The sequence below is a fragment of the Methylophilus sp. 13 genome, from assembly GCF_015354335.1.
Taxonomy (GTDB): Bacteria; Pseudomonadota; Gammaproteobacteria; order Burkholderiales; family Methylophilaceae; genus Methylophilus; species Methylophilus glucosoxydans.
On sequence record NZ_JADKYR010000007.1, the window covers coordinates 1 to 25,786 of the forward strand.

The window sequence follows — 25,786 nt, forward strand, 5'->3', positions numbered from 1 at the left end:
TCCCAAGGCATAGTGTTCTCCGCATTTATCCAATGCGAAAGTGTCAACTATGTCCTCGTACACCTGTCAACCATGTCCCCGGTCTATACAGTGCAAGCAAAGAAAAGTGACTCGCCGAGGGGCGACAGAGAGCGTGACAACCAATCACCGATCACACGCGTGGGCATATATGCCCACCCTACCACTTTCAAACTCCTGCTTGCGTCAGGTGTTACGGTAAAAACATCCCCAATAACTCATTCAAAAACCGCTGCCCTTTCAATGTCGGTGCAATTACCCCACTCTGCTCCGCCAACAACCCTTGTTGCTGCGCCGCCAGCAAGGTCGACTGAATAGTCCTTAATGGCAATCCCGTCCGTTGCTGAAACAAACTAGCCTCCACCCCATCCACCAGCCTTAACGCATTCATCATAAATTCAAACGCCAAGTCCTCACGCCCAATCTGCCATTCACTATCCACCATCTGGCCAGTGGCGATAGACTCGAGATACTTTTTCGGATGCTTATGCCGACTTTGGCGAATGATCTTGTCATGAAAACTGAGTTTGGAGTGCGCGCCTGCGCCTATGCCCAGGTAATCGCCAAACGTCCAGTAATTGAGGTTGTGCTGGCACTGCTGGCCAGGCTGGGCAAAGGCGGAAGTTTCGTAATGCTGGTAACCACTCCCAGCAAGTATTTTCTCGATTTCTTCCTGCATGGTGGCGCTGGTATCGTCGTCGGGCAAGCTCGGTGGCGTGCGGTGAAACGGTGTGTTGGGTTCCAGCGTCAGGTGATAAAACGAGAGGTGCGCGGGTTTGATCTGGCAGGCGGTTTCGGCATCTAGCAATGCATCTTCAAGGCTTTGTTCTGGTAGTGCATACATCACATCCAGATTAACCTTTTCAAAGGTATTCAGCGCCAACTCGGCGGCGGCCAAAGCTTGGTCGCGGTCATGAATGCGACCAAGCGCTTTGAGATATTGCGGCTGAAAACTCTGAATACCGAGTGACACACGATTTACCCCCGCCTCGCGGTAACCCTTGAAGTTGGCGATATCCACTGTGCCCGGGTTGGCTTCAAGCGTGACTTCGGCGCCATATTCCAGCGGTGTCAGCATACGCACATGGCTCAAAATCTTATCAATCGACTCGGCAGAAAAAATGCTGGGCGTGCCGCCGCCAAAAAACACGCTGCGGATTTTGCGGCCCCACACCAGCGGCGTCGCTTGTTCAAGGTCGGCAATCAAGGCATCCACATAAGCGGCTTCCGGGATCTCCTGCCGTGCTTCGTGCGAATTAAAATCGCAATACGGGCATTTGCGCACGCACCACGGGATATGGATATACAACGAAAGTGGCGGCGGATTGGTGAGGCCGCTCAGCGTGATGTCGCCTTGTAGCGGCGCATCTTTCAGGCTATTGGCAGGATAAATCGGAATCATGCGCGTATTTTAACCTGTATCCATCCAGGCACAGGGACTTAAACACTTTGCAACAAAGCTCTGGGCGGCTGGTTAAACTGGTTGCGCGCCACCAGCCAGGCCGACAAGGGCACCAGCACCATCGCCGCCAGCAAGGCCTGCATGGTCAGCCAGGCGTTGAATTGATAGTCCATCTCCAGCACCCGCGTCGTCAGGGCATAAGCGGCAATATTGGTAAAAATATTGGCAACGATACTGGCCGATAGGCCTATGCATAAAAACTCCACCAGCATCGCCAGCACCACCTGCTTTCTGGAAGCGCCCAGCACCCGCATCAAGGTGCTTTCGCGCACGCGCTCTTCGCGGGTTGCCATCAGCGCGGCATACAACACGGCCAGGCCCGCCAACAGGCTAAAACCAAACACGAATTCAATCGCATAGCTCATTTTGCTGATCAGGCTTTGAATCTGCTCCAGCACCGCTGCCACATTGATGATGGTTAAATTGGGGAATGTTTTGACCAGCTGATTCAGGGCGTCTTCTTTGCCCGCTGGCAAGTGAAAGCTGGTGAGGTAATTGGCGGCATAGTGATCCAGCACTTTCGGTGGCGTCACCGCGAAGAAATTCACATGCATGCTGTTCCACTCCACCTTGCGCAAACTGGTGATGGTGAGCTCAAGCTGGGTGCCGGCCACATCGTAAGACAATTTATCGCCCAGTTTTAAATTGAGTGTTTCAGCCAACCCTTGCTCTAACGACAACAGCGGTTTACCAGCATCCTCAGCACGCCACCACTGCCCTGCCACTAGTTCGTTATCGGCCTGCATTTGCGCAGCCCACGATAAATTGAATTCACGCTCGGCCAAGCGCTTGGCGCGGTCATCTTTATAATCCTCAATCTTGATGGGTTTGCCATTCACGGAGATCAGCCGCGCCCTGACCATGGGCAAAATATCCGCATGCTGGATAGCATGCGATGTCAGTAACTGATTAATCCCCGGGATTTGGTCTGCTTGGATATTAATCACAAAGCGGTTAGGCGCATCTGCGGGTAACGAGGTCTGCCAGTTTTCCAGCAAATCATTACGCACAAATGCCAGCAACAAGATCGCCATCAAACCCATGCTTAAGCCAACCACCTGCGCGATGGTCAACATCGGGCGGCGCCGTAAGCCCATCAAGCCAAGCTTGATGATGCCGAAGTTCTGGACACTGAACGACTGCACGAAACGCATGCCCAGATAAGCCAGCAAACCAGCCACCACGACCAATCCAAATAGCGCAGCAAATACAATCCCGGCCAGTTTGATATCCCCCGCATGCCAGAACACCAGCCCGGCCAATACCAGCAATGCGGGTAAAAACATCAGACCATGGCTGCGTACGTTGCCTTCTAAATCCTGCCTCAAAATGCGCAGTGCAGGCACCGCCCGTAAACGCTGCAATTGCGGCCACACCGCCGTCAGCAAAGTAGCAAAGCCAGTGGCGAAACCCAACAAGACCGGCATCCAGCCCGGGGCTGGCAACGTTTCGAGAAACAGGCGGCCAGCAAGTATCGCCAAGCCATATTGCGCGGCAAAGCCCAGCACACACCCGATCACGCTACCCACCAATGCCAACAGCAAGGTCTGGTAGAGCAGAATCTGTGTAATCAGCTTTTTGGTCGCGCCAAAACAGCGCATCAACGCATAGGCATCCAGGCTCTTTTGCACATAGGGGATACTCGCCAGCAACATGGCCACCATCGCCAGAATCACGCCGACCATGGAGGCAATGCCGAGAAACTGTTGCGCCTTGTTGAGCGCACTGCGCATTTCCGGGCGGGCACTGCGGATATCGTCTACCCGTTCACCGCGGGCTAATTGCGGTTTCAGCCATTCGGCGTAGTCTTCCATGGCCTGATTCACCGCTGCGCCATCGGTATTGGCAGCCACCAGCAACTGGTATTTCACCCGGCTGCCAAACTGGACCAGGCCAGTCGCAGGCACATCGGCGCTATTCATAAACAGGCGCGGCGCAATGCTGAACATATCTCCGCCCCGCGACGGTTCCTGCAATACAAAGGCCGCGACCATAAACTGGCTGTCACCGACGCTAATTTCATCGCCAATCTTCAACGCAAGCTTTTGCGCCAGTCGTGGCTCCATCCATACTGTTCCGCGTGCTGGGATAGTTGCAGAAGATGGTTCAGCGTTCGCTGTGGTCGTTGACTGCTTGCTGATGGTCAAATGACCACGTAGCGGAAACCCCGCTTCCACCGCCTTGATTTCGGCCAGCTCGCTACTTTCCCCTTTGACCACCATGCTGGAAAACTCCAGCGCCTGCGTGGTCTGGTATTGGCGCCGCTGTGCCTCAGCAAGGTATTTTTCCGGGAGAACATGGTCTGAATTCACCACCAGATCCGCCCCAAGCAACACATTGCCCTGGGTTTGCATGCTGGCTTTGATGCGGTCAGTGAAAAAGCTGACTGAGGTGGTTGCCGTGACCGCAAGGATTAGCGCAAACAGCAATACGCGGATTTCACCCGAAGACCACAGGCTGCGGCACTGACGCCAGGCAATAGAAAGCGCCAGCATTAATGCCCCCCTGCTTTGTTGTCTGCAATATTGATTTCACTCAATTGGCCATTCTGCAAATTCAACACGCGCTGGCAACGCCGCGCCAGATTCATATCATGCGTGACCAACACCAACGTCGTGCCGCTCTTCACATTCAGGTCAAACAACAACTCAATGATAGATTCACCAGTCGCAGCATCCAGATTACCAGTCGGCTCATCGGCAAATAAAATCGAAGGCTTGGCCGCAAATGCCCTGGCGATCGCCACCCGCTGCTGCTCGCCGCCCGACAATTGTTTTGGGTAATGCGTGGCACGCGCTGCCAGGCCGACACTGTCGAGCGCCGCGATGGCAATTGCCTGCGCATCCCGCTGGCCCGCCAGCTGCAAAGGCAGCATCACGTTTTCCAAAGCGGTCAGTGAACCCAATAATTGAAACGACTGAAACACAAAGCCCATATGCTTGGCCCGAATGGCGGCGCGGCCATCTTCATCCAACGGGCCAATATCGCTACCATCAATCAACACCTTGCCACTGCTGGCAATATCCAGCCCCGCCAGCAGACCCAGCAAGGTAGATTTACCAGAACCTGAACTCCCGATGATCGCAAGCCTCTCACCCTTGGGTACGGCAAGATTCAAATTAGTCAAAATGGGGATTGTTGTATCATTCGAAACAACCGTTTTACTTAAAGACACTGCTTCAACAGCATAAGGGGCTTGCATTAATGATGTTCCGATTTCTCAAGATATTAAGCGTTTGCACTACTCTATTTTTTGCCGATGCCGCCCTGGCTGAAACAACATCCAAACCGGTGATTCTGGTGTTTGGAGACAGTTTATCCGCCGCCTACGGCATCCCCAAAGAAAAAGGTTGGGTGAATTTATTGGCGCAAAGAATAAAAGACAAGCAATTACCCTACGAAGTTGCCAACGCCAGCGTCAGTGGTGAAACCACTGCGGGCGGCCTCAGCCGTTTGCCTACCGCACTTCAGCAGTTTAAACCCAGTATTGTGGTGATAGAACTAGGCGCAAATGACGGCCTGCGCGGCTTACCGCTGGATGCGATGAAGAATAATTTGGAAAAGATGATTCAGGCCAGCAAGCAGATCAATGCGCAGGTGGTTTTATTAGGCATGTTTATTCCACCGAATTACGGCCCTAAATACACCAATGGTTTTAAAGCGGTTTACCTGGATTTATCGGAGAAATACAAAACACCGTTTATCCCGTTTTTCCTGGATGGTGTCAGTGGTCACAGTGATCTGGTGCTGGAAGATGGGCTGCACCCGAATGTGAATGCGCAGAGAAAGATATTGGAAAATGTTTGGCCGACTTTGAAACCCCTGTTACCAAGGACTACTAAAGTTAATACGCCCATCAAGGATGACTGATTAGAAAATATCCTTTTGAAACACAGAAAAAGTGCATCCAGATCTATTCTGACTGAATCTATTGTTAACTGATACTTCCCAAACAAAAACAAAAGGATCTTGAGACACATATGATCCAGCAGGCCTTAACCATATTGATAGAGTATCATCTAAGCTAACTTCGAATGGCTCTGTATTCTGACCAAGAGAGCCTAGTTTTGTTAAGTTTTGATTATTACGCTTCAAGTCTTCATTTAACCCCACCAGCACAAAAAATCCAACCGACCTATATTCAGCTTCACATTCTATTAATTTGCGAAGATCATCTAGGATATCGCTAGCACTTAGCTTCTCTCCCTTAAAAAGAGATTTAATTTCAATAAAATGCGTACAACTTAAATCCTTCTCCAGCCTTCCCTTACTTACATTGGTTATATGACGAATTGAAACATCCGTTCTTTTATTATTCATTTTATAAAGAACGTTTTCTATATTTACTAAGTTGGGAATAGGTAAATGACCCTCTAGTATTTTTTTCAACGGTTCATAAAGAGAGCGTTCTGCAGTATAAAAATTAGCTATTTCTTGTCCCGCAGACATTGATTTGACAATACTGTTAAGTTCTAAAAGTAACTGAGCAATATTTACGTATGAGTATATTCCTTCATTTGAATAAAATGAGTGCTCTTCGGAGACAAAATTAGAAGTCTTTATTATTTCCATTTGTAGAGCATTTCATTACTTACATTGAAATCGAATCCAGGAACTAAATTAAATAAGGAGTCGATTGAAACATAATTCCAACTAGGCTCTCCAGACTGAGAAAACCTGACTATAGCGTAGGATCCATTTGCATCAATACTATGACCCGCCGGATAATGCTCAATCCAAATTGAGTTTTTACGGATGAAATCAAAAATTTTATGCTTTTTATCCCTTTCAATATCTACAGAGGAATTGATTAGCCTTTCAGCCAAACTAAGTTCTAAAGAAACATCTATAACGGGCTTATCGTTTGAGTTAACTTCGGTCAAAAGTACTTCAACAGCTCTTGATCTAATACTTTCAACAGCATTTGTAATAGAGGTACCGTGATAGTTTGGTAATTGACAGCATAAAAAAACAATTTTTCTATCTTTGCTAACGACTCGCAGAAAACAATTGCCTTCTTGCCAAAAACCTTTGAATTTGAAAGGTAAATAGTCCTTTTTATAATTATTTAAAGTTATGAAGACATTCATTTATTTATTTTTCCATGAAATCATTAAAGATTTTTAGTATCTAAATATAGCTCATTCTTTCATAAAAAGCCTCAATTTAACTCACATATACCCGCAAAAACGCCTCCCCATATTTCTGCAATTTCGCCTGCCCTATACCGCTAATCTGTCCCATTTCATCCAAAGTCTGAGGTTTGCGGTTATGAATCTCCAGCAAGGTACTATCGTGAAAAATCACATATGGTGGCACGCCCTGTTCTCTTGCCAGTTCCAGCCGTTTGGCTTTAAGTGCTTGCCAGAGCGGATCATCGTTAGCCCCTTCAAATGCTTCTTTGGCGCGGGCGCTGCGTTCAGCTTTGCTCATGCGCTTTTCGGGTTCGGCATCGCGGCGTAGCCACACTTCCTGCTCGCCTTTGAGCACTGGACGTGCCGTTTCAGTGAGATGCAAACCACCATAACCTGACAGATCAGTTTCCAGCAATCCCGCCGCGATCAATTGTCGGTAAACACCGCTCCACTGGTTTTGATTGAGGGTTTTACCTATGCCGAAAGTGCTGACTTTATCGTGACCGAAGCGCTCGACTTGCGGTGTGACTTTGCCGGTGAGCACATCGATCAAATGGCCGACGCCGAATCTTTGCCCGGTGCGATAAACACAGGAAAGTGCCATTTGCGCGACTTGGGTGGCTTGCCAGGTTTCGACCGGGTGCAGGCAGTTATCGCATTGCTCGCAGGCGCCGGGATGGCTTTCGCCAAAGTAGCGCAAAATGGTCTGGTGGCGGCAGGCGGTGGATTCGCAGTAGCCGAGCAAGGCGTCCAGCTTCAGGCGTTCCAGCCGTTTGCGTTCTTCGGAGGCTTCGCCGCTATCGAGCATTTGCCGCATGGAGACGACATCGCCCATGCCGTAGACCATCCACGCGTTGGCGGCTAGGCCATCGCGCCCAGCGCGGCCGGTTTCCTGGTAATAGCCTTCCATACTTTTTGGCAGGTCTAAATGCGCGACAAAGCGCACGTTGGGTTTATCGATGCCCATGCCAAATGCGATGGTCGCCACCATGATGATGCCTTCTTCACGCAGGAAGCGGCGCTGGTGATGTTCACGTAATTGCGCGGGCAAACCGGCGTGGTATGGCAAGGCAGACCAGCCTTTTTCAACCAGCCAGGCAGCGGTTTCTTCGACTTTTCGGCGGGACAGGCAATAAATAATGCCTGCATCGTTAGGGTGTTCACGCTCCAGAAATGCCTGTAATTGCTGGCGGGCATTATTTTTAATGCCGACGTGGTAGCGGATATTCGGTCGGTCAAAACTGGAGACAAACTGGCGTGCGTTTTCCAGATTGAGCTGGCTGATAATTTCGGCACGCGTCGGTGCATCTGCCGTGGCAGTGAGCGCAATGCGTGGCACATCTGGGAAACGGTTGTGTAACACCGTGAGCTGGCGATATTCCGGCCGGAAATCATGCCCCCATTGCGACACGCAATGCGCTTCATCAATCGCAAACAGGGCAAGGCCGGTGTGCAGCTGCACTTCGTCGAGCAGGCTCAAAAAGCTGCCAACCATCAGGCGCTCGGGGGCAACGTAGAGTAATTTGATTTCTCCACTCACCACCTGGCGGGTGATACGGTTATTCTCTTCAGCACTTAAACTGGAATTTAAAAAGGCAGCATTCACGCCTAATTGCTGCAAGGCCTCAACCTGGTCTTGCATGAGGGCAATCAGGGGCGAAACCACAATCGCCAAACCTTCGCGGGCCAAGGCGGGAATCTGGTAGCAAAGGGATTTTCCGCCGCCGGTGGGCATGAGCACCAGCGCATCTTGCCCGGCGATCACATGCTCGACGATGGCTTGTTGCTGATGGCGGAACTGGTTGTAACCGAAAACGGTTTGGAGGATGTGTTGGGGTGAGAGGGTTGCCATTTGGCAAGCCTAAGGAAGCACTGAATAATTGACTGCGCGGGCAAATTGCTGCGTTGCGCGGTGCTCGCAGCCGAGCCGTACACCACGTACTGTCTCGGTTCCTGTGCTCCGTGCGCCTTGCACTTTATCCCGCTCGCTCAATTATTCAGCACTTCCCTAAATCTTGTTATAAGGATTGATTAAGGTATCGACAAGCTCGTGTAACGCTTTACGCATTTGCTCTTCACTGACTTCCATCAGCAAGCCATCTTCCAGCGCATCTTGTGCAATCTGTTTCAGTTCATCAAAATTTTCGGCCATGACTTTGACCTTTTCGGTGCAGGACACCACCGAACCGTCATCGCGTACCCATTTTGGCCATTCATTACTCATGGTCTTGTTTACTCATCTTGTTTGTTTAATGACTGAGTGTTTTCAGTTGTTGCAGCAGTTTGGCCATCGCTTGACCGCGGTGACTCAACTGACTTTTGATCTCAAGCGGTAATTCTGCCACGGTTTTGCCAGTCTGCGTATCAAGAAACAGTGGGTCGTAGCCAAAGCCTTCGGTACCGCGGAACTCACGCAGGATTTCACCGCGCCATAGGCCATCGGCAATGATCGGTTGCGGATCTTGCGGATGGCGCACCAGCACAACCACGCTGTAAAAATAGGCACGGCGGTCGGCAATGCGTTCCATGGCTGTGAGCAATTTATCGTTATTGCGCTCGTCTTGCGTGAGCAGGCTTTTGGCTGGCTGTGGCCCGGCATAGCGTGCAGAAATCACGCCAGGTGCGCCTTGCAAGGCATCGACACACAGGCCGGAATCATCGGCCAGCGCGGGCAAGCCGGTATGCTCGCTGGCATGGCGCGCCTTGGCCAGGGCGTTTTCAATAAAAGTGCCATACGGCTCGGGGCATTCTGGGACATTAAACTCGGACTGCGGCAGCACTGCGAGATTGAGCGGCGCCAGCAAATGGGTGATTTCACGGAGTTTGCCTTTGTTGCCAGAGGCAATCACCAGTTTTTCAAACGGCAAGGCCATATTAAGCAGCCAGTGCGGTTTGCTGAATCACGGCAATTTCGCTGATGCCCTTGGCGGCAAGATCCAGCATCTGGTTCATGGTTTCGCGGGCAAAGGGCTCGCCTTCGGCGGTGCCCTGAATCTCGACAAAGCCACCGTTGCCGGTCATGACCACGTTCATGTCTGTATCGCAGTCAGAGTCTTCGATATAGTCCAAATCCAGCACGGGTGTGCCTTGATAAACGCCGACGGAAATGGCGGCCACAGAGTCTTTGATCGGGCTCTCGGCCAACAGGCCTTTTTGCAGCAAGGTGGACACGGCATCGACCATGGCGACATAGGCGCCGGTGATGCTGGCGGTGCGGGTGCCGCCATCGGCCTGAATCACGTCACAGTCAAAGTGGATGGTGCGTTCACCGAGTTTTTCAAGGTCAATGATGGCGCGCAGACTGCGGCCGATCAGGCGCTGAATCTCTTGCGTACGGCCAGTTTGCTTGCCGCGCGCGGCCTCACGGTCCATGCGGGAACCGGTAGACCGTGGCAGCATGCCGTATTCTGCCGTCACCCAACCCTGGCCTTTACCTTTTAAAAAGCCTGGGACTTTTTCTTCTACGCTGGCAGTACAAATCACCTGGGTATCGCCAAATTTAACCAGTACTGAGCCTTCTGCATGCTTGGTGTAATGGCGAATGATTTCGATGGCACGCAACTGGTCGTTGGCGCGCTGGCTGGGTCTGGTCATGGTTACTTTCTCTTATTTAATCAATTGCCGGGTTCTGCCCAGCGCTTCTTGTATCTCGGCAATCGCCTTTTCGATTTCTTCGTCAGTCAGGTCTAACGCATACGGACTGGGCGTGGCCGGGCTTTCATTCATCATGGTGGTGGTGACGTCTAGCGGTAAATCCAGCGTTGAAATCGTCAGCGGGGTGACAATGCGTTCGCCCCACTGCAGCGCAATGGCGCTCATGTTATCACCAACGGTAATACTGGCGGCATCGGCATCGTCGAGCAAGCGCGTGACACCATCATGGATATCCGCCGCCAGCATGTGTTGCGCCATACTGATCTCGGACACCACGTTCCAGACGCCATCCGAGCACAGCAACACCACATCGCCCTCCCGCAACGGAATCGGCGCAGTCAGTTCGACCTGCGGTTCACGATCCCCGCCGACGCAATTATAAATTTTATTGCGGTGCGGGTGATGGTTGACCTCGTCAGCGCGGATTTTACCCTCGCGCAACAAGGATTGCACCACAGAATGATCTTCTGTTTGAAACTCGACCAGGCCGTTGCGGTAGAGGTAGGCGCGGGAATCGCCGACATGGGCGCAAAACAGTTTATTGTGTTGAATCAAAGCCACGACGATGGTGGTACGCGGCGACTCTTGCAAACGCTTTTGCAGGCGGACGTTTTCAATCACCTCATGCACCTGTGCAATCTGCTCGCGCAAAAATTGCGCGGGTTGCGCAATCATGGGCTTTGATTCGCGCTGAAAGGCATCGATCATGGTTTTGACCGCGATTTCGGCCGCCACATCGCCATGCTGGTGCCCGCCCATGCCGTCTGCCAACACCATGAAAATGGCATGCCGATGGTAAGAGTAAGCCAGCCGGTCCTGATTATAGGGTCGCGGCCCCTGGCGACTGCCTTGTGCAATGGTGAATTTCATAGGATGAATTTCATAGTGGCTTGGTCAACACTTTAATAATTTTATCCACCAGCGAGCCACGCGGATCTTCAGCCACATGGATGCCGATCATTTTTTTCTGCAATGAAAACACACTTTGCGGTCTGAGCATGTAGTCCAGCTGCATGCACTCATCAATAATCGCCAGCAATTTTTCAGAGTATATCTGTTTGCCAAGCTCCACGGCCGGCACCAGCGTATCGTGCTTGAGGCGCTGGTTGGCCGCGATCGGCGAGGCCCGGTGCAGACAGGCATACATGCTGGCGCCTATGCTGTAAATATCGCTCCAGGGGCCCAGATGTTTGCGGTCTATATATTGCTCAGGCGGGGCATAGCCCGGCGTGTAAGTGGGCGCCAGCGTCACCTCGGACAAAGCCTGGCGCGCCGAACCGAAGTCCAGCAGCACTGGCGAGCCATCCAGGCGGATATAGATATTGGCCGGTTTGATATCAAGGTGCAGCAATTTGCGTGAGTGCACCTCACGCAATCCATTGAGCAACTCAACGAACATGCGGATCAGAAAATTCTCGGGCACAGGCTGCGCTAACGCCATGATGTAGTCTTGCAGCGATTTGCCGCGCTCATATTTCATGACCATATAAACGGTGCTGTTGGCGCGGAAGAAGTTTTTCACGCGCACGATATTTTTGTGCTCGATATTGGCCAGCGCCAGACCTTCTTCAAAAAAGCACTTCATGCCATGTTTGTAGGCAGCTTCATTTTTGCCATTAGAGCGGATATGCGTATCGCCCTCGCGCTCGGCCAAGGTCACCGGCATGTATTCCTTGATAGCAACCGTGGTTTTCTGCGCATCTTGCGCCAGATAGACGAAGCTGAACCCGCCCAGACTCAGCACCTTGGTAATGGTGTAGTCATGCAGCACAGTGCCTACCGGCAAGGCAAAATCGTATTTATGAGCGAGCTTCACTAGCGCTTTAACGTCACAATCATGGCTTTTATTAAGGGCATGGCATCAGCAGAGGCTGTGATTTGTTCTGCGCGCCGCCTTGTTTGTACCATTTTCGCATAACGATACCGCATTTGATACAATCAGTGAGTTTGCCAGGAGCCAGATGATGACGATAAAAAATTCCCCCGCTAGCCAACCGATGTTGAGCATGACCGGCTTTGCGGCCACCGAAAGCCGCTTTACTGGCGGGCTGCTGCTAATTGAGCTGCGTGCAGTCAACCACCGTTATCTCGAGCTCAATGTCAAAATCGATGACAACTTGCGCCAGTTTGAGGCGCAAGTACGTGAATTGCTGCAGTCCCGCCTGGGACGTGGCAAGGTGGAATGCCGCATCAATCTCAAAAGCGATGCCGCGGTGGCTAACCTGACGCTCAATCCTGAGATGGTCGGGCAGATCGCGCAAACCCTGGCCGCGTTACAGCAACATTTTCCGCAGGCGCAACCCGTCAATCTGGTTGAAGTGCTCAAGCTGCCAGGTGTTTGCCAAACGGAGAGCATCGATACCGAGGCCATGGCGCAGAGCCTGCTCAATGGCTTGTCGCAGGCCATTGATGAACTGATTGCCGCCCGCCAGCGTGAAGGTGAAAAACTCAAGCAAGTGCTGCTCGACCGTCTGCAAGGTGTCCGTGAGCAGATCAGCATCGTCAAACCGCTGTTACCTGCCCTGATCAGCCAATATCAGGATAAACTGACCACCAAACTGCGTGAAGCCATGCAGGCAGAGGATGACCGCGTACGTCAGGAAATCGTGCTCTACGCCCAACGGATTGATGTCGATGAAGAGTTGGCGCGGCTCAATGCCCACATTGTTGAAATGGACCGCATCCTCACGGCTGGCGGCACCATGGGCAAAAAGCTGGACTTTTTGATGCAGGAAATGAACCGGGAAGCCAACACACTAGGCTCCAAATCGGTGGCGATTGAAACGACACAAGTGTCCATGCAACTGAAAGTGTTGATCGAACAGATGCGTGAACAGATTCAGAATATTGAATAAACCCTATTTAACACTCGGTTTGCACCAAAACCGTGATTCGAGAGTGCACCATTTAGGTGCGCTTTCTTTCTGAAACCCGCTCATATAAAACATAAACTCATGATTTAAATGGGTTTTACAGGCTGGCACACGGCTTGCTCTTGTTTAAATGAATTTTACAAGTAAGGCAAAGGTCCAGCACGATGACGCAAACGGCCAAACAGTTTTTTGATGAAATGCAGGGCTATGGGGGCAATGTAAGGGCGATTTACCAGGCCTATAACCGCTGGTTGGCGAATGTGCCTACCCAGCAACTGGCGGCCAAACGCGCAGAAGCAGAAGTCCTGTTCCGCCGCGTCGGCATCACGTTTAACGTGTATGGTGAAGAAGATGGTGCCGAGCGCCTGATTCCGTTTGATGTGATTCCGCGCATGATTTCGGCCAGTGAATGGGCGCATTTGTCCAAAGGTGCCGTCCAGCGCGTACGCGCCCTCAATATGTTTCTGCATGATATTTATCATGATCAGGAAATCATCAAGGCCGGCATTGTCCCGCACAGCATCCTGACCAATTCCCAATACCGCCCGGAAATGGTGGGTGTGACTGTGCCTAACCAGGTGTATGCGCATGTGGCAGGGATAGACCTGGTCCGCACCAGCGAGTCGCAGTTTTACGTACTGGAGGACAACCTGCGTACCCCTTCCGGCGTGTCTTATATGCTCGAAGACCGCAAGATGATGATGCGGCTGTTCCCGGATTTGTTTAAAAAATACCCGATTGCCCCGGTAGAGCATTACCCCAGTGTACTGCTGAACAACCTGCGCTCGGTCGCCCAGACCGGCGTCACTGACCCGACCGTGGTATTGCTCTCACCCGGCGCTTACAACAGCGCTTACTTTGAACATGCCTTCCTCGCCCAGCAAATGGGCATAGAACTGGTGGAAGGCCAGGATTTGTTTGTCCGTAATAACGCCGTCTATATGCGCACCACGCAAGGCCCGCAAAGGGTGGACGTGATCTACCGCCGCATTGACGACGACTTCCTCGACCCTCTGGTGTTCAAGCCCGATTCCCTGTTGGGCGTGCCAGGTCTGCTCTCCGTTTACCGCAATGGTGGCGTCACATTGGCCAACGCTGTAGGCACCGGCGTGGCCGATGACAAGGCGACGTATATTTACGTGCCGGAGATGATCAAGTTCTACTTGGGTGAATCCCCCATCTTGCAGAACGTGCCTACGTATCAACTCAGCAAGGAAGATGATCTGGCCTATGTGCTGGATCATCTGCCCGAGCTGGTCGTCAAGGAAGTGCAGGGCTCTGGCGGCTACGGCATGCTGGTAGGCCCCACAGCCAGCAAACAGGAAATTGAAGAATTCCGTTTACGCATCGTCTCCAAACCCGCTAACTACATCGCGCAGCCGACGCTGGCACTGTCAACCTGCCCAACGCTGGTCGACCAGGGCATTGCACCGCGTCATGTGGATTTACGGCCATTTGTGCTGTCTGGCAAAACGGTCAGCGTGGTGCCGGGTGGCCTGTCGCGCGTAGCGCTCAAAGAAGGGTCACTGGTGGTGAACTCCTCGCAAGGGGGCGGCACCAAGGATACCTGGGTGCTGGAGCGGGACGATGTCAGTGCAGAAACCGTGCAGTCGCAAATGGCTGCCCAACAAGCAACGCAAGAGGCCGTTATATGTTAAGCCGTACCGCAGATCATTTATATTGGATGGCACGCTATATCGAGCGTGCTGAAAACGTGGCCCGTGTGCTGGACGTGACTTATAACATGTCCCTGTTGCCTTCAGACAGCAGTAACGAAGCCGAACTTTGGGATGCCGTGCTTGAAATTGCCGGAATCCGCGACATTTATGACAGCAACTACAAAGAGCTGTCGGCCACCAATGTCATCAAGCATCTGGTCATGGATAGCCAGAACCCGTCCAGCATTTACAGCTCATTACGCAGTGCGCGTGAAAATGCCCGTGCCGTGCGTGTGGCCATGACCACCGAGACCTGGGAAAACATGAACACACTGTGGATTGAGTTTGGGCAATATATCAAACAGGACCTGACCCAATCCGGCTTGAGCGAATTTTGCGAATGGGTAAAAAGCCGTTCGCACCTGTTCCGTGGCGTTTGTTTTGGCACCATGTTGCGTGACGAGGCCTTTAGCTTTGTGCGCCTGGGCACCTTTATGGAACGCGCAGACAATACTGCCCGCCTGCTGGATGTGAAGTATGAGTACCTGATGCCCATGCAAGAAGCCAATGACGGCGCGGTGGATTACTACGAATGGAGTGCGGTGTTGCGCTCGGTCTCGGCGTTTCAGGCTTACCAAAAAGTCTACCGCGATGCCATTGAACCGACCAAGGTGTCTGAATTATTGATTCTGCGTGAAGACATGCCGCGGTCTCTGCATGCCTGTTACGCCGAGATCATGCCGATTTTGCGCCAGGTCGCCGGCAGCCGCCACACCGAAGCCGAGCGGCTGGCTGGCCAGATGCATGCCAGACTGCATTACGGCCGCATGCTGGATATTTTAAAAGATGGCGTACACCATTTTCTGGATGAATTTATTCTGGCAAACCGCAAACTGGGCGAGGAAATACAACGTAATTTTTTAAGCGCCACGGCCTGACGCCTGACACACGATTGCCATGAACCCCTCATGCGCAGATTGCTCTAAGACAGCACTGCGCTTTTTTATTTGGGAAGCGACATGCGGTTAACCATCGAACATCAAACCCAATATGTGTACAGCGAAATGGTGCCATACACCATACAGCAACTGCGCCTGACACCCCGCACCGACCCGCGCCAGCAAGTCAGACATTGGGAGATCAAGGTAGCCGGGCAGCTGACCCCGTTTGCAGATGCGTTTGGCAACCTGGCACACACACTGGTCGTCGACCAGCCGCACCAGGCTTTATTGATCACGGTGAGCGGTGAGGTCGAAACCGGCGCCGCGACCAGCGCAGCCACGGCAAGCTTGCCAGTGACTGTTTTTTTGCGAGACACGCCACTCACCCAGCCCGATGATGCCATCATGGCCTTTGCCAAAGACTTTGCCCATGCGCCCGCGCAAGCGCTGATGCAGGCCTTGCGCGACCGCATGCAATACAGCAAGGGCGCCACCGAGGTGAACACCCCCGCCGCACTCGCCTTTAAGCTGGGCAAGGGCGTCTGCCAGGACCATGCGCATGCTTTTATCGCCTGCTGCCGCAGCCTGGGCTGGCCCGCCCGTTATGTGAGTGGTTACCTGTTTACCGAGGATGGCAGCCTGATGCAAACCCATGCCTGGGTAGAAGTTTGGCAACAAGAGACATGGCTGGGGCTGGATGTCTCCAATGGTATTCCGGTGGATGAAACCCATGTCAAATTGGCGGGCGGTCTCGACTACCGCAGTGCCAGTCCGGTGACTGGCTCACGTATGGGTGGCGGCCAGGAAGGCATGGCCAGCATGGTGAGCGTCAACCGCCAGACAGCGCTGAGCGAAGCGCAACGGCAGGCACACTTACAGCAATTACGTGAGCAGGCACAAGCCGCCCAGCAATAGCAAGTACTCGCATGCTATGATATTTGTTAACTTGATAAATGACTGACTTGAGATGACTTACTGTGTAGGAATCCTGCTTGAACAAGGTCTGGTATTGGCCTCAGACACGCGCACCAATGCCGGGGTGGACCAAGTGGCGATTGCACCCAAGATGCACGTGTTTGAGGTGCCGGGCGAACGTATGATTGTGCTGCTGACCGCAGGCAATCTGGCGATCACGCAATCCGTGGTCAACCTGTGCCGCGAACAACTCAAGTCGGCAGAAGGCCATGCCAATCTGCACAATGTGCACTCGATGTTTGAAGCCGCCAGCGTGGTGGGCGCGGCCATGCGCAGCGTGCATCAGCGTGACGGCAAAGCACTGAAGGAGCACGGCATAGACTTTAGTGCCAGCGTGCTGGTCGCAGGGCAAATCAAGGGCGAAAAGCCACGCCTGTTTAATGTGTATGCCGCCGGTAATTTTATCGAAGCGACCCCGGATACGCCTTACCTGCAAATTGGTGAAACCAAATACGGCAAGCCGATCATTGATCGCGTGATCAAACATCAAACCAATGTCACAGATGCGGTAAAATGCGTGCTGATTTCTTTTGACTCCACCATCCGCAGCAATATTTCTGTGGCCTTACCGATTGATTTGATGATATACCGAACTGATACTTTAAGCGCCGGCAAACGGCAACGCCTGACAGAAGATGACCCTTGTTATGCCAGCATCCGTAAAGGCTGGAGCGAGGGCCTGAAAGCCGTGTTCTCTTCCTTGCCTGACCCTGAATGGTGTGCATGATGAGTCACGGCCATTTATTTATTATCTCTGCCGCCTCTGGCGCCGGTAAAACCAGCCTGGTGCGCGCCATGCTGGCGCAAGACCCAATCCTGAAACTGTCTGTTTCGCACACCACGCGTGCACCGCGTCCGGGTGAAGAAGACGGCATCCACTATCATTTTGTTTCAGAGCCCGCGTTTCTGGAGATTCTAGACGCCGGCGGTTTTCTGGAAAGCGCGCATGTGCACAGCGCCCGCTATGGCACCGCGCAAAGCGAAGTCGAAGGCGCCCTGGCTGCCGGCCGCGATGTGATCCTCGAAATCGACTGGCAAGGCGCACAGCAGATCAGAACCTTATTCCCTGACGCGACCTCTATTTTTATTCTGCCGCCTTCCATCGAAGCGCTGGCGCACCGCCTCAACAGCCGCGGCCAGGACAGTGAAGCCGTGATTGCACAACGGCTGTCCGCCGCGCGTGAGGAGATGCGTCACGTGCATGAGTTTGATTATGTTACAATTAATGATAATTTTGACGTGGCCTTGCAGGATCTGATGGCGATTGTTCGCGCCCAGCGCTTGCAGTTAAACCGCCAGGTAGCCTGCCACGCGTCATTGATTCAATCCCTTACCTAAGCCGGCGCACGCCGCACTTCAGGTTCACACAGATAGAGGTTTTTATGGCACGTATTACTGTCGATGATTGCTTGGACAACATCCCTAACCGTTTTCAACTGACGCTGGTCGCGGCTTATCGCGCCAGACAATTGGCCAATGGTTCCGATCCACTCGTCAGTGGTTATTCACAAAAAGACAAACCGACCGTGATTGCCTTGCGTGAAATTGCTGCCGGTAAAATCGGTGTAGAGATCTTAGAGAAAAAGGGCCACGCTTAAGCAGCCATGCCCCACACCCAAGGCGACCATGCCCATCGCAAGTCCAAACCGCCGCTGAGCGAAGCGGACTTGCTCCCCGCTGACCGTGAGGATTCCCCCCTTACCCAGCTGATCCGCAAATATCTCAACGAAGAAGAAGTGCAACTGGTCTGGCAAGCGTATCGCTATGCCGACCAGGCGCATGCGGGACAAACCCGCAAAACCGGTGAACCGTATATCTCGCACCCGGTGGCGGTGACCTGTATTCTGGCTAAACTGCACCTGGATCTGCCTACCCTGCTGGCCGCATTGCTGCATGATGTGGTCGAGGATACCGAAGTCGACAGTGCCGCCATTGCCGAGCGCTTTGGCAAACAGGTCGCTGACCTGGTAGACGGCCTGACCAAGCTGGATAAGGTCGAGTTGCAAACTGCCATGCAGGCACAAGCGGAAAACTTCCGCAAAATGCTGCTGGCCATGAGCCAGGATGTCCGCGTGATCCTGGTCAAGCTGGCCGACCGGCTGCATAACATGCAAACACTGGACGCCATGCGGCCAGAAAAGCAAAAGCGCATCGCCCGTGAAACGCTGGATATTTATGCGCCAATTGCCAACCGGCTGGGCCTGAACCCGATTTACCATGAGCTGGAAGACCTGAGCCTCAAGTATTTATACCCCAACCGCTACCACGTGATCGACAAAGCGATCCGGCTGGCACGCGGTAACCGTAAAGAAGTGATCAGCAAGATCCTGGAGGCCATCCAGAACCAGCTATTGCAATACGGCATTGAGTACGATGTACAGGGCCGCGAAAAGCATCTGTTCAGTATTTACAAAAAGATGAGCGAAAAGTCGATGAAATTGTCGCAAATTAACGACATTTACGGTTTTCGCGTCATCGTCAAGGACAACGCCGCCTGCTATCTGGCGTTAGGGGCGCTGCATGCGCTTTACAAACCTATTCCCGGCCGCTTCAAGGACTATATTGCCATCCCCAAGGCCAACGGTTATCAATCGTTGCATACCACCCTGTTTGGTCCGTTTGGCACGCCGATTGAGGTACAAATCCGCAGCCAGGAGATGCACAACATTGCCGATGCCGGGGTGGCCGCGCACTGGCTGTATAAAACCACCGATGCCCACCTGACCAAGCTGCAACAACAAACCCACCAGTGGCTGCAACGCTTGGTAGAAATCCAGACCGAAAGCGACGATAGCCACGAATTTCTGGAGAACTTCAAGGTCGACCTGTTCCCGGACGAGGTCTATGTGTTTACGCCCAAAGGCAACATCATGGCCTTGCCACGTGGCTCGACGGCGGTGGATTTTGCCTATGCCGTCCACTCGGATGTGGGCAATAGCTGTGTCGCGGTCAAGATCAATAATGAGCTGGCACCGCTACGCAGTGAAATGCGCAATGGCGACCATGTGGAAATCATTACTGCCCCGCTGGCCAAACCCAATCCGGCCTGGCTCAATTATGTGGTGACCGGCAAGGCGCGCTCGCATATCCGCCATTACCTGAAAACGGTCAAGGTGGAAGAGTCGGCACAACTGGGCGAGCGTATGCTTAATGTGGCGTTACGCGCCATGCATATCGAGCCTGGCGACATTAGCGACAAACAATGGCAAAAAGTCATGAATGACTATGGCAGCAAAACGCGCCAGGCCATTCTGACCGATATCGGCCTCGGCAAACGTAACAGCCTGATGGTAGCGCACCAGCTGCTGGCCCATCCAGCCGAAACCGAAGATAAAACCGGCAAGGTACTCGATACGATTACCATCCGTGGCTCCGAGGGGATGGCGGTTCAGTTTGCGCCCTGCTGCCGCCCGATTCCTGGCGACCCGATTCTGGGCTTTATCAATAAAGATAAAGGCCTGGTCATTCACACGCATGATTGCCCCGCCATCCGCAAATTCCGGCTGGATCCGGAAAAATGGCTGGATGTGGAATGGGATGCGGATCCGAAAAAACTGTTCAGCGTCAACTTGCGCATCACGGTGGTGGATGAGCGCGGCATGCTGGCCAAGATTGCGGCCACCATTTCCAATGCAGAAGCCAACATTGACAATGTGAGTGTGGAGACCAGCGACGGCAGCCAGTACTCCAACGTCAACTTTACCTTGCAGGTCCACAACCGCGTGCATCTGGCCACCTTGATCCGCAACCTGCGCAAGATCCAGCAGATCGTGCGTATCAACCGCGTCAAAGGCAACCAGGTGGAGCAGCGCATCCAGTAAGCCTGACTCGACCGCATGCGTCCCTTGAGCGAAATCAAAGGTCTGTCGCCTGCCCTGCGCAGCCAGTTGGGTAAACTGGGGATTACCTCGGCCGAAGCCTTACTGCTGCACTTGCCCTTGCGTTATCTGGATGAAACACGCATTACCGCCATCCGCGATTTGCGTCTTGGTGAACAAACGCAGGTTGAAGGTGTGGTGGTGCATCAGGAGGTCAGCTACAAACCGCGCAAAGCCCTCAATGTCAGCCTGCAAGATGACACTGGCATCCTGCATTTGCGCTTTTTACATTTTTATCCCAGCCAGATCGCCCTCATGCAACCAGGCCAGCGCTTGCGCGTGTTTGGTGAAGTGCGTGGCGGCTTTTTTGGCTATGAAATGGTGCACCCCACCCAACGCAAAGTCAGTGAAGAAACGCCCGTCAATCAGGCACTGACGCCCGTCTACCCCACCACCGCAGGTTTGAGCCAGAATAGTCTGCGCAAAGCAGTCAATCTGGTATTGCAGCCTGCATTGTTAACCGAAACCCTGCCCGCCTGGGTATATGCCTCCCTGGCCCTGCCAGACTTTGCCAGCAGCGTGCACTTGCTGCACCAACCCTCGCCAGACAGCCCGCTTTCCAGCCTGGAAGACCGCAGCCATCCGGCCTGGCAACGCCTGGCTTACGATGAGTTGCTGGCCCAACAGTTATCCATGCGCCAGCATTATGCCCGGCGCAAACGCGCCACGGCCCCCGCGATTGCAGACACCCATGCGCTGGCTGACCGCCTGCTCGCCATGCTGCCGTTTGAACTCACCGCAGCGCAGCAAAAAGTGGTGCAAGAAATCCGCCAGGACCTGGGCCAACCCTACCCCATGCAGCGCTTGCTGCAAGGCGATGTTGGCAGTGGCAAAACTATCGTCGCTTGCCTGGCCGCGCTACAACTGATCGAACACGGCTGGCAAGTGGCGATGATGGCGCCCACGGAAATCCTGGCCGAACAACATTACAAGAAACTCAGTAGCTGGTTACAGCCCTTGGGCATCACACTGGCCTGGCTGACAGGTAGCCAGCCGAAAAGGGAACGTGAGCAGTCACTGTCAATGATTGCCAATGGTGAAGCCATGTTAGCCGTAGGTACACATGCGCTGTTTCAGGACGAAGTGCAGTTCAAGCAACTGGGGTTGGCGATTGTGGATGAGCAGCACCGCTTTGGTGTCGGCCAGCGGCTGGCCCTTAGAAAAAAAGGCGCGACCAGCGGACAAGCCACGGCGCTGGAACCGCACCAGCTCATGATGTCGGCCACGCCGATTCCACGCACCTTGTCCATGAGCTACTACGCCGACCTCGATGTGTCGGTGATAGACGAACTACCGCCGGGCCGGACCCCTATCGTCACCAAACTGGTGGCGGATGACAGACGTGAAGAGATTTTGCAGCGCGTCTATGAGGCATGCACGCAAGGGCATCAAGCTTACTGGGTGTGTCCGCTAATTGAAGAGTCTGAAGCCTTGCAATTACAAACCGCCAATGACACGTTTGCCTATATGCAAAAGGTGTTTCCAACGCTTAAGGTCGGGCTGGTGCATGGCCGCATGAAACCGGCAGAGAAGCAGGCCGTCATGCAAGCATTTGCGGACAATGAGATTCAGTTGCTGGTAGCCACCACCGTGATTGAGGTCGGCGTGGATGTACCGAATGCGAGTTTAATGGTGATTGAACACGCCGAACGCATGGGCCTGAGCCAGTTGCACCAGTTACGTGGACGCGTCGGCCGCGGCGCTGCAAAAAGTACCTGCATCCTGCTATATAGTAAACAGCAATGCTCACAAATTGGCCGCCAACGGCTGAAAGTGATTTATGAGAGCAATGATGGCTTTGCCATTGCGCAAGCCGACTTGCATATTCGCGGCCCGGGCGAGCTGCTAGGCACGCGTCAGAGCGGCGTGCCCATGCTCAAAATTGCCGACCTGGAACGGGACGAGCACCTGCTTGACGCAGCGAAGCCCGTGGCCGAAAAACTGCTGCAGACAGACCCTGCAGCGGTGAGCGCACATTTGCAACGCTGGTTAAGTCAGGCGGAAGAGTGGATCAAGGTTTAATAGAGGCGAGTCTGCAATCTGGCCAAAGCCTCAGGCTGCGTCAGAATCGCCTGCAAGCAGGCTTCAAACTCAGCAAGTGGCACCGGTTTGCTAAACAAATAGCCCTGAAAACGCTGGCAGCCCATATGCTGCAACATGGTCATCTGCTGCTGTAATTCCACGCCTTCGGCAATCACAGAGTGACTCAGATTTTTGCCCATATTGATGATGGTTTGCACAATGAATGAATCGTAGTTGTTATGTGCAATATCTTTAATAAAACTGCGGTCGATCTTGAGTTCATCCAGCGGCAAACGTCTTAATACCGACAATGAAGACTGGCCTATGCCAAAATCATCCAGCGAGAAGGTGATGCCCAGCGCTTTGAGCGCCTTGATCTTGCCAATCACCTCATCAATGTTTTTCACAATCAGACTCTCGGTCAACTCCAGGCACAGGTGGCGCGCATCACAGCCACTGGCCAGCACAATCTCTGTCACCTGCCGCACAAAGTCGGGCTGACTAAACTGCTTGGCACTGACATTGACGGATAGTTTAAGTCCAGCCGTGTGTGCAGAATCTGCCCAATGCTTGAGTTGCTGGCAGGCCTGGGCCAGCACCCAATGCCCGATGGGCACAATGTCGCCCGTCTCCTCTGCAATCGGGATAAACTGGTCGGGCGGAATCATGCCCAGTGTCGGATGTTGCCAGCGTAACAAGACTTCGGCACCAATGGGTTGCTGATCCGCATTCACCTGCACCTGGTAATACAACAACAGTTGATTGGCCTGCAAGGCAAATGCCAGCTCATTCTCAAGCGACGCACGTTGCTCAATGGCGGGATGGAGCGTCTCGTCATACATCTGGATACTGTTGAGCTTGTCCGATTTTTTGGCCTGATACATGGCAATATCTGAGCGACGCAACACCTCGGCTTCGTCGAAGTGATCCCCCATAAACAGGCAAATACCGATACTGGGCGAGGTGCGGTACAAACTGTCTTGCAGCTCAAACGGCGCAGAAAATACCGCCATCATATTTTCAGCCGCCCGATGCGCGGCAACCACCGCCTCAGCCTTATCTTTAGAGAGGTCATCCAGCACGGCAATAAATTCGTCGCCGCCCATGCGTGCAATCGTATCGCGTTTGCGCAAGCTCAAGGATAAACGCGCCGCCACCTGCTGTAGCAATTCATCGCCAGCCTGATGGCCTTTGCTGTCATTGAGGCCCTTAAAATTATTCAGGTCCAGGCAGATGACCGCACCATAACTTTTGTGCCGTGCACAGCGTGCAAATGACTGGTTGAGCCTATCCGTTAACAAACGGCGGTTAGGCAGCCCGGTTAAAAAATCATAATAGGCCAATTGGTGGACTTTTTTATTGTCCAGGTTAGAGGCGATGCGCAGCATGATATTGTCACGCAAACTGCTGGCCAGGCTGCGGCCAGCCACCGTCACATAAATCACATAGACTATAAATAGCACCGCCAGCGCCAGCGACAACTGTGTGCCATGTAGCACAAAGCGTGGAATCATGAACAACAAAATCCCACCCGTGAACAGATTACTCGTCGTGGTATCCACCGAATAAATGACGATGCCTGCCCCGCAGACCCCCACCAGCGCAAAGATTAAAAAGGCCTGATGTTCGGTATCGCTCTCGGGAAACAGCAGGATCCCCGCAAGACCCCAGGCGATGCCGCAAAACAGAGAGGTGGCGCGAAACCACTGCAACCATTGCCGGGTGTGTGCCTCACGCACCGGGTCTTTGGCGTATTGGTAGGTTAAAAAGGCACGTGCGCCATAGGCCAGCAGAAAAAGTACGCTCCAAATCAGCAGAATCGGTGAGGCGATCAAATGCCGTTGCACGAGCAGCAACGCAGCCATGACAATAAACGCAGCCAGTAATGACCTGCGGTTATTGCCATACAGCATATCCACAATTTCAATGTGTAGCGCTGATGATTCTGCCGTGGTGTTGTTCAACGCACGCATCCCCCTGCCTATAATTGTTAATGTCTTAACAACGGTTAAAAGCGGCTGATACTTTAATTGCTTATCTTGGTATCATGCGCCAAAAAACGCAAAATGACAGCAGCCAAGCCACGATTTTTAGCTGAAGAATGGCAAAAAAATACTAAGAAATGTCAGTGATGCTAGCGTAACTTCTGTCGCCCCGGGTCTCGGGGACATCTACAGAGCCTGTAGAAAGAAAGCGATGCCCCTCAAGGGATTGCGGGAGGCAGTCTTTAGAATTCGTGTCCGGCTAAGCCACAAACAGTGGCTTAAGGGCCGTCACTGCCAGGTCAATAAACCCGCGTAGCTTGGGTGGCATAAAGCGCTGCTTAGGGTACACCAGGTGCACCGCATCAGCTTGGCCACGCCACTCTGGCAACAGACGTTGCAAGCCAGCCTGCCGCACTGCCGCCTGACAAATAAAGGTTGGCAATAAAGCCACCCCCTGCCCGCTCTCGGCCATGGTTTTGACAACACCGATATTATTGACCAACACCTGACCCGGCAACGGCACCCGGATCTCATTGGTGCCCCGCTGCAACTCCCAATGATGCCGCCCCATGGGCGTAAACTGCACACAGGGATGCTGTGCCAGCTCGACCGGAGAGTTGATAGGCGCGGCCTGCTGCAAATAAGCCGGGCTGGCAAATAACGCCCATTGTATGGTCCCCAGCGATTTGGCAATCAGGCTGGAGTCGCGTAACTCCCCCATGCGGATCGCTACGTCCACGCCTTCTGCGACCAAATCGACATACCGCTCGGTCAACCACAGCTCCAGTGACAATGCCGGATACCGCGCCTGCGTTTCGGCTAGCAAATGTCCCAACAGCGCATCGCCCAAATCCGCCGGAGCCGTCATTTTCAATGTCCCTTGCGGCTGTTGCCTGGCCTCATCAAGTGCGGCCTCTGCCTCCATTAAATACCCCAGCCCGGTCGAAGCATGTTCAAAATACAGGCTGCCTGCTTCGGTCAGGTGCAAACGGCGCGTGGTGCGTTGCAGCAAGGTCACACCCAGCCGCCGCTCCAGTCTTGCCACCCGCGTGCTCACTGTCGACGTCGGTAATCCCAGTTGACGGGCGGCCGCGCTAAAGCTTCCTGCCTGCACCACCCTGACAAACACCGCCGCTTCGTTAAAGTCCATGATTATTCAATTAAATGAAAAGTAATTTCACATTT

The 25,786-nt window shown here is 53.1% G+C and carries 23 protein-coding genes; 10 read left to right on the plus strand and 13 right to left on the minus strand.

Annotated elements, in window-relative coordinates:
- Positions 1 to 211 precede the first annotated feature (211 nt).
- The 3 genes from hemW to INP77_RS13590 are packed head-to-tail and all read right to left on the minus strand — an operon-like array spanning position 212 to position 4,682.
- A complete protein-coding gene (hemW, locus tag INP77_RS13580; protein ID WP_194749620.1) occupies positions 212 to 1,420 on the minus strand; it encodes a radical SAM family heme chaperone HemW in 1,209 nt (402 codons plus the stop codon).
- Between the two features lie 38 nt (positions 1,421 to 1,458).
- Complete coding sequence (locus INP77_RS13585; protein WP_194749621.1) at positions 1,459 to 3,975, minus strand: ABC transporter permease; 2,517 nt, start codon at positions 3,973 to 3,975, stop codon at positions 1,459 to 1,461.
- Positions 3,975 to 4,682: an ABC transporter ATP-binding protein gene (locus tag INP77_RS13590; RefSeq protein ID WP_194749622.1), complete on the minus strand. Its 708-nt coding sequence runs from the start codon at positions 4,680 to 4,682 to the stop codon at positions 3,975 to 3,977. The genes INP77_RS13585 and INP77_RS13590 overlap by 1 nt, the downstream gene beginning before the upstream one ends.
- Before the next feature lie 2 nt (positions 4,683 to 4,684).
- Here INP77_RS13590 and INP77_RS13595 point away from each other — a divergent pair, with 2 nt between their 5' ends.
- Complete coding sequence (locus tag INP77_RS13595) at positions 4,685 to 5,350, plus strand: arylesterase (RefSeq protein ID WP_228518949.1); 666 nt, start codon at positions 4,685 to 4,687, stop codon at positions 5,348 to 5,350.
- Here INP77_RS13595 and INP77_RS13600 read toward each other — a convergent pair whose 3' ends face one another.
- The 8 genes from INP77_RS13600 to INP77_RS13635 form a co-directional block, all read right to left on the minus strand.
- Positions 5,351 to 6,052, minus strand: coding sequence for a hypothetical protein (locus INP77_RS13600; protein WP_194749623.1), 702 nt, complete (start codon positions 6,050 to 6,052; stop codon positions 5,351 to 5,353).
- On the minus strand, positions 6,043 to 6,570 hold the full coding sequence (locus INP77_RS13605) for a hypothetical protein (RefSeq protein ID WP_194749624.1): 528 nt from the start codon (positions 6,568 to 6,570) through the stop codon (positions 6,043 to 6,045). The genes INP77_RS13600 and INP77_RS13605 overlap by 10 nt, the downstream gene beginning before the upstream one ends.
- 76 nt (positions 6,571 to 6,646) lie before the next feature.
- Positions 6,647 to 8,467, minus strand: a complete 1,821-nt coding sequence (recQ, locus tag INP77_RS13610; RefSeq protein WP_194749625.1) for a DNA helicase RecQ — start codon at positions 8,465 to 8,467, stop codon at positions 6,647 to 6,649.
- Positions 8,468 to 8,623: 156 nt separating this feature from the next.
- Complete coding sequence (locus tag INP77_RS13615; RefSeq protein ID WP_194749626.1) at positions 8,624 to 8,839, minus strand: hypothetical protein; 216 nt, start codon at positions 8,837 to 8,839, stop codon at positions 8,624 to 8,626.
- Between the two features lie 25 nt (positions 8,840 to 8,864).
- A complete protein-coding gene (gene rdgB, locus INP77_RS13620) occupies positions 8,865 to 9,488 on the minus strand; it encodes an RdgB/HAM1 family non-canonical purine NTP pyrophosphatase (RefSeq protein ID WP_194749627.1) in 624 nt (207 codons plus the stop codon).
- Position 9,489: 1 nt separating this feature from the next.
- Positions 9,490 to 10,209 (minus strand): ribonuclease PH, encoded by a 720-nt coding sequence (gene rph / locus INP77_RS13625; protein ID WP_194749628.1) that lies wholly within the window; start codon positions 10,207 to 10,209, stop codon positions 9,490 to 9,492.
- Between the two features lie 12 nt (positions 10,210 to 10,221).
- Entirely contained in the window at positions 10,222 to 11,139 is a 918-nt protein-coding gene (locus INP77_RS13630; RefSeq protein WP_194749629.1) for a PP2C family serine/threonine-protein phosphatase, read from the minus strand.
- 10 nt (positions 11,140 to 11,149) lie between these two features.
- On the minus strand, positions 11,150 to 12,085 hold the full coding sequence (locus tag INP77_RS13635) for a serine/threonine-protein kinase (protein WP_194749630.1): 936 nt from the start codon (positions 12,083 to 12,085) through the stop codon (positions 11,150 to 11,152).
- A 145-nt stretch (positions 12,086 to 12,230) separates the two neighbouring features.
- On the opposite strand from INP77_RS13635, the gene INP77_RS13640 reads away from it, so the two are divergent.
- From INP77_RS13640 to recG, 9 genes are all read left to right on the plus strand, one after another.
- Entirely contained in the window at positions 12,231 to 13,124 is an 894-nt protein-coding gene (locus tag INP77_RS13640) for a YicC/YloC family endoribonuclease (protein WP_228518950.1), read from the plus strand.
- A 182-nt stretch (positions 13,125 to 13,306) separates the two neighbouring features.
- Positions 13,307 to 14,800, plus strand: a complete 1,494-nt coding sequence (locus INP77_RS13645; protein ID WP_194749631.1) for a circularly permuted type 2 ATP-grasp protein — start codon at positions 13,307 to 13,309, stop codon at positions 14,798 to 14,800.
- On the plus strand, positions 14,794 to 15,738 hold the full coding sequence (locus tag INP77_RS13650) for an alpha-E domain-containing protein (protein WP_194749632.1): 945 nt from the start codon (positions 14,794 to 14,796) through the stop codon (positions 15,736 to 15,738). Before INP77_RS13645 ends, INP77_RS13650 begins: the two co-directional genes overlap by 7 nt.
- 81 nt (positions 15,739 to 15,819) lie before the next feature.
- Positions 15,820 to 16,656 (plus strand): transglutaminase family protein, encoded by an 837-nt coding sequence (locus INP77_RS13655; protein WP_194749633.1) that lies wholly within the window; start codon positions 15,820 to 15,822, stop codon positions 16,654 to 16,656.
- Positions 16,657 to 16,708: 52 nt separating this feature from the next.
- Positions 16,709 to 17,443, plus strand: coding sequence for a proteasome-type protease (locus INP77_RS13660; protein WP_194749634.1), 735 nt, complete (start codon positions 16,709 to 16,711; stop codon positions 17,441 to 17,443).
- Positions 17,443 to 18,054, plus strand: coding sequence for a guanylate kinase (gene gmk, locus INP77_RS13665; RefSeq protein WP_194749699.1), 612 nt, complete (start codon positions 17,443 to 17,445; stop codon positions 18,052 to 18,054). Before INP77_RS13660 ends, gmk begins: the two co-directional genes overlap by 1 nt.
- A 44-nt stretch (positions 18,055 to 18,098) precedes the next feature.
- Positions 18,099 to 18,314 carry a DNA-directed RNA polymerase subunit omega gene (rpoZ, locus tag INP77_RS13670; RefSeq protein ID WP_194749635.1) on the plus strand — a complete coding sequence of 72 codons (216 nt, stop codon included), beginning with the start codon at positions 18,099 to 18,101 and terminating at the stop codon, positions 18,312 to 18,314.
- A gap of 6 nt (positions 18,315 to 18,320) precedes the next feature.
- Positions 18,321 to 20,537 carry a bifunctional (p)ppGpp synthetase/guanosine-3',5'-bis(diphosphate) 3'-pyrophosphohydrolase gene (locus INP77_RS13675; protein WP_194749636.1) on the plus strand — a complete coding sequence of 739 codons (2,217 nt, stop codon included), beginning with the start codon at positions 18,321 to 18,323 and terminating at the stop codon, positions 20,535 to 20,537.
- A 15-nt stretch (positions 20,538 to 20,552) separates the two neighbouring features.
- A complete protein-coding gene (recG, locus tag INP77_RS13680) occupies positions 20,553 to 22,616 on the plus strand; it encodes an ATP-dependent DNA helicase RecG (RefSeq protein ID WP_194749637.1) in 2,064 nt (687 codons plus the stop codon).
- Here recG and INP77_RS13685 read toward each other — a convergent pair.
- Both INP77_RS13685 and INP77_RS13690 read right to left on the minus strand, forming a co-directional pair.
- Positions 22,613 to 24,589 (minus strand): bifunctional diguanylate cyclase/phosphodiesterase, encoded by a 1,977-nt coding sequence (locus INP77_RS13685; protein WP_194749638.1) that lies wholly within the window; start codon positions 24,587 to 24,589, stop codon positions 22,613 to 22,615. The two genes, recG and INP77_RS13685, sit on opposite strands and share 4 nt — an antisense overlap.
- A 271-nt stretch (positions 24,590 to 24,860) precedes the next feature.
- Complete coding sequence (locus tag INP77_RS13690; RefSeq protein ID WP_194749639.1) at positions 24,861 to 25,751, minus strand: LysR family transcriptional regulator; 891 nt, start codon at positions 25,749 to 25,751, stop codon at positions 24,861 to 24,863.
- Positions 25,752 to 25,786: the final 35 nt, after the last annotated feature.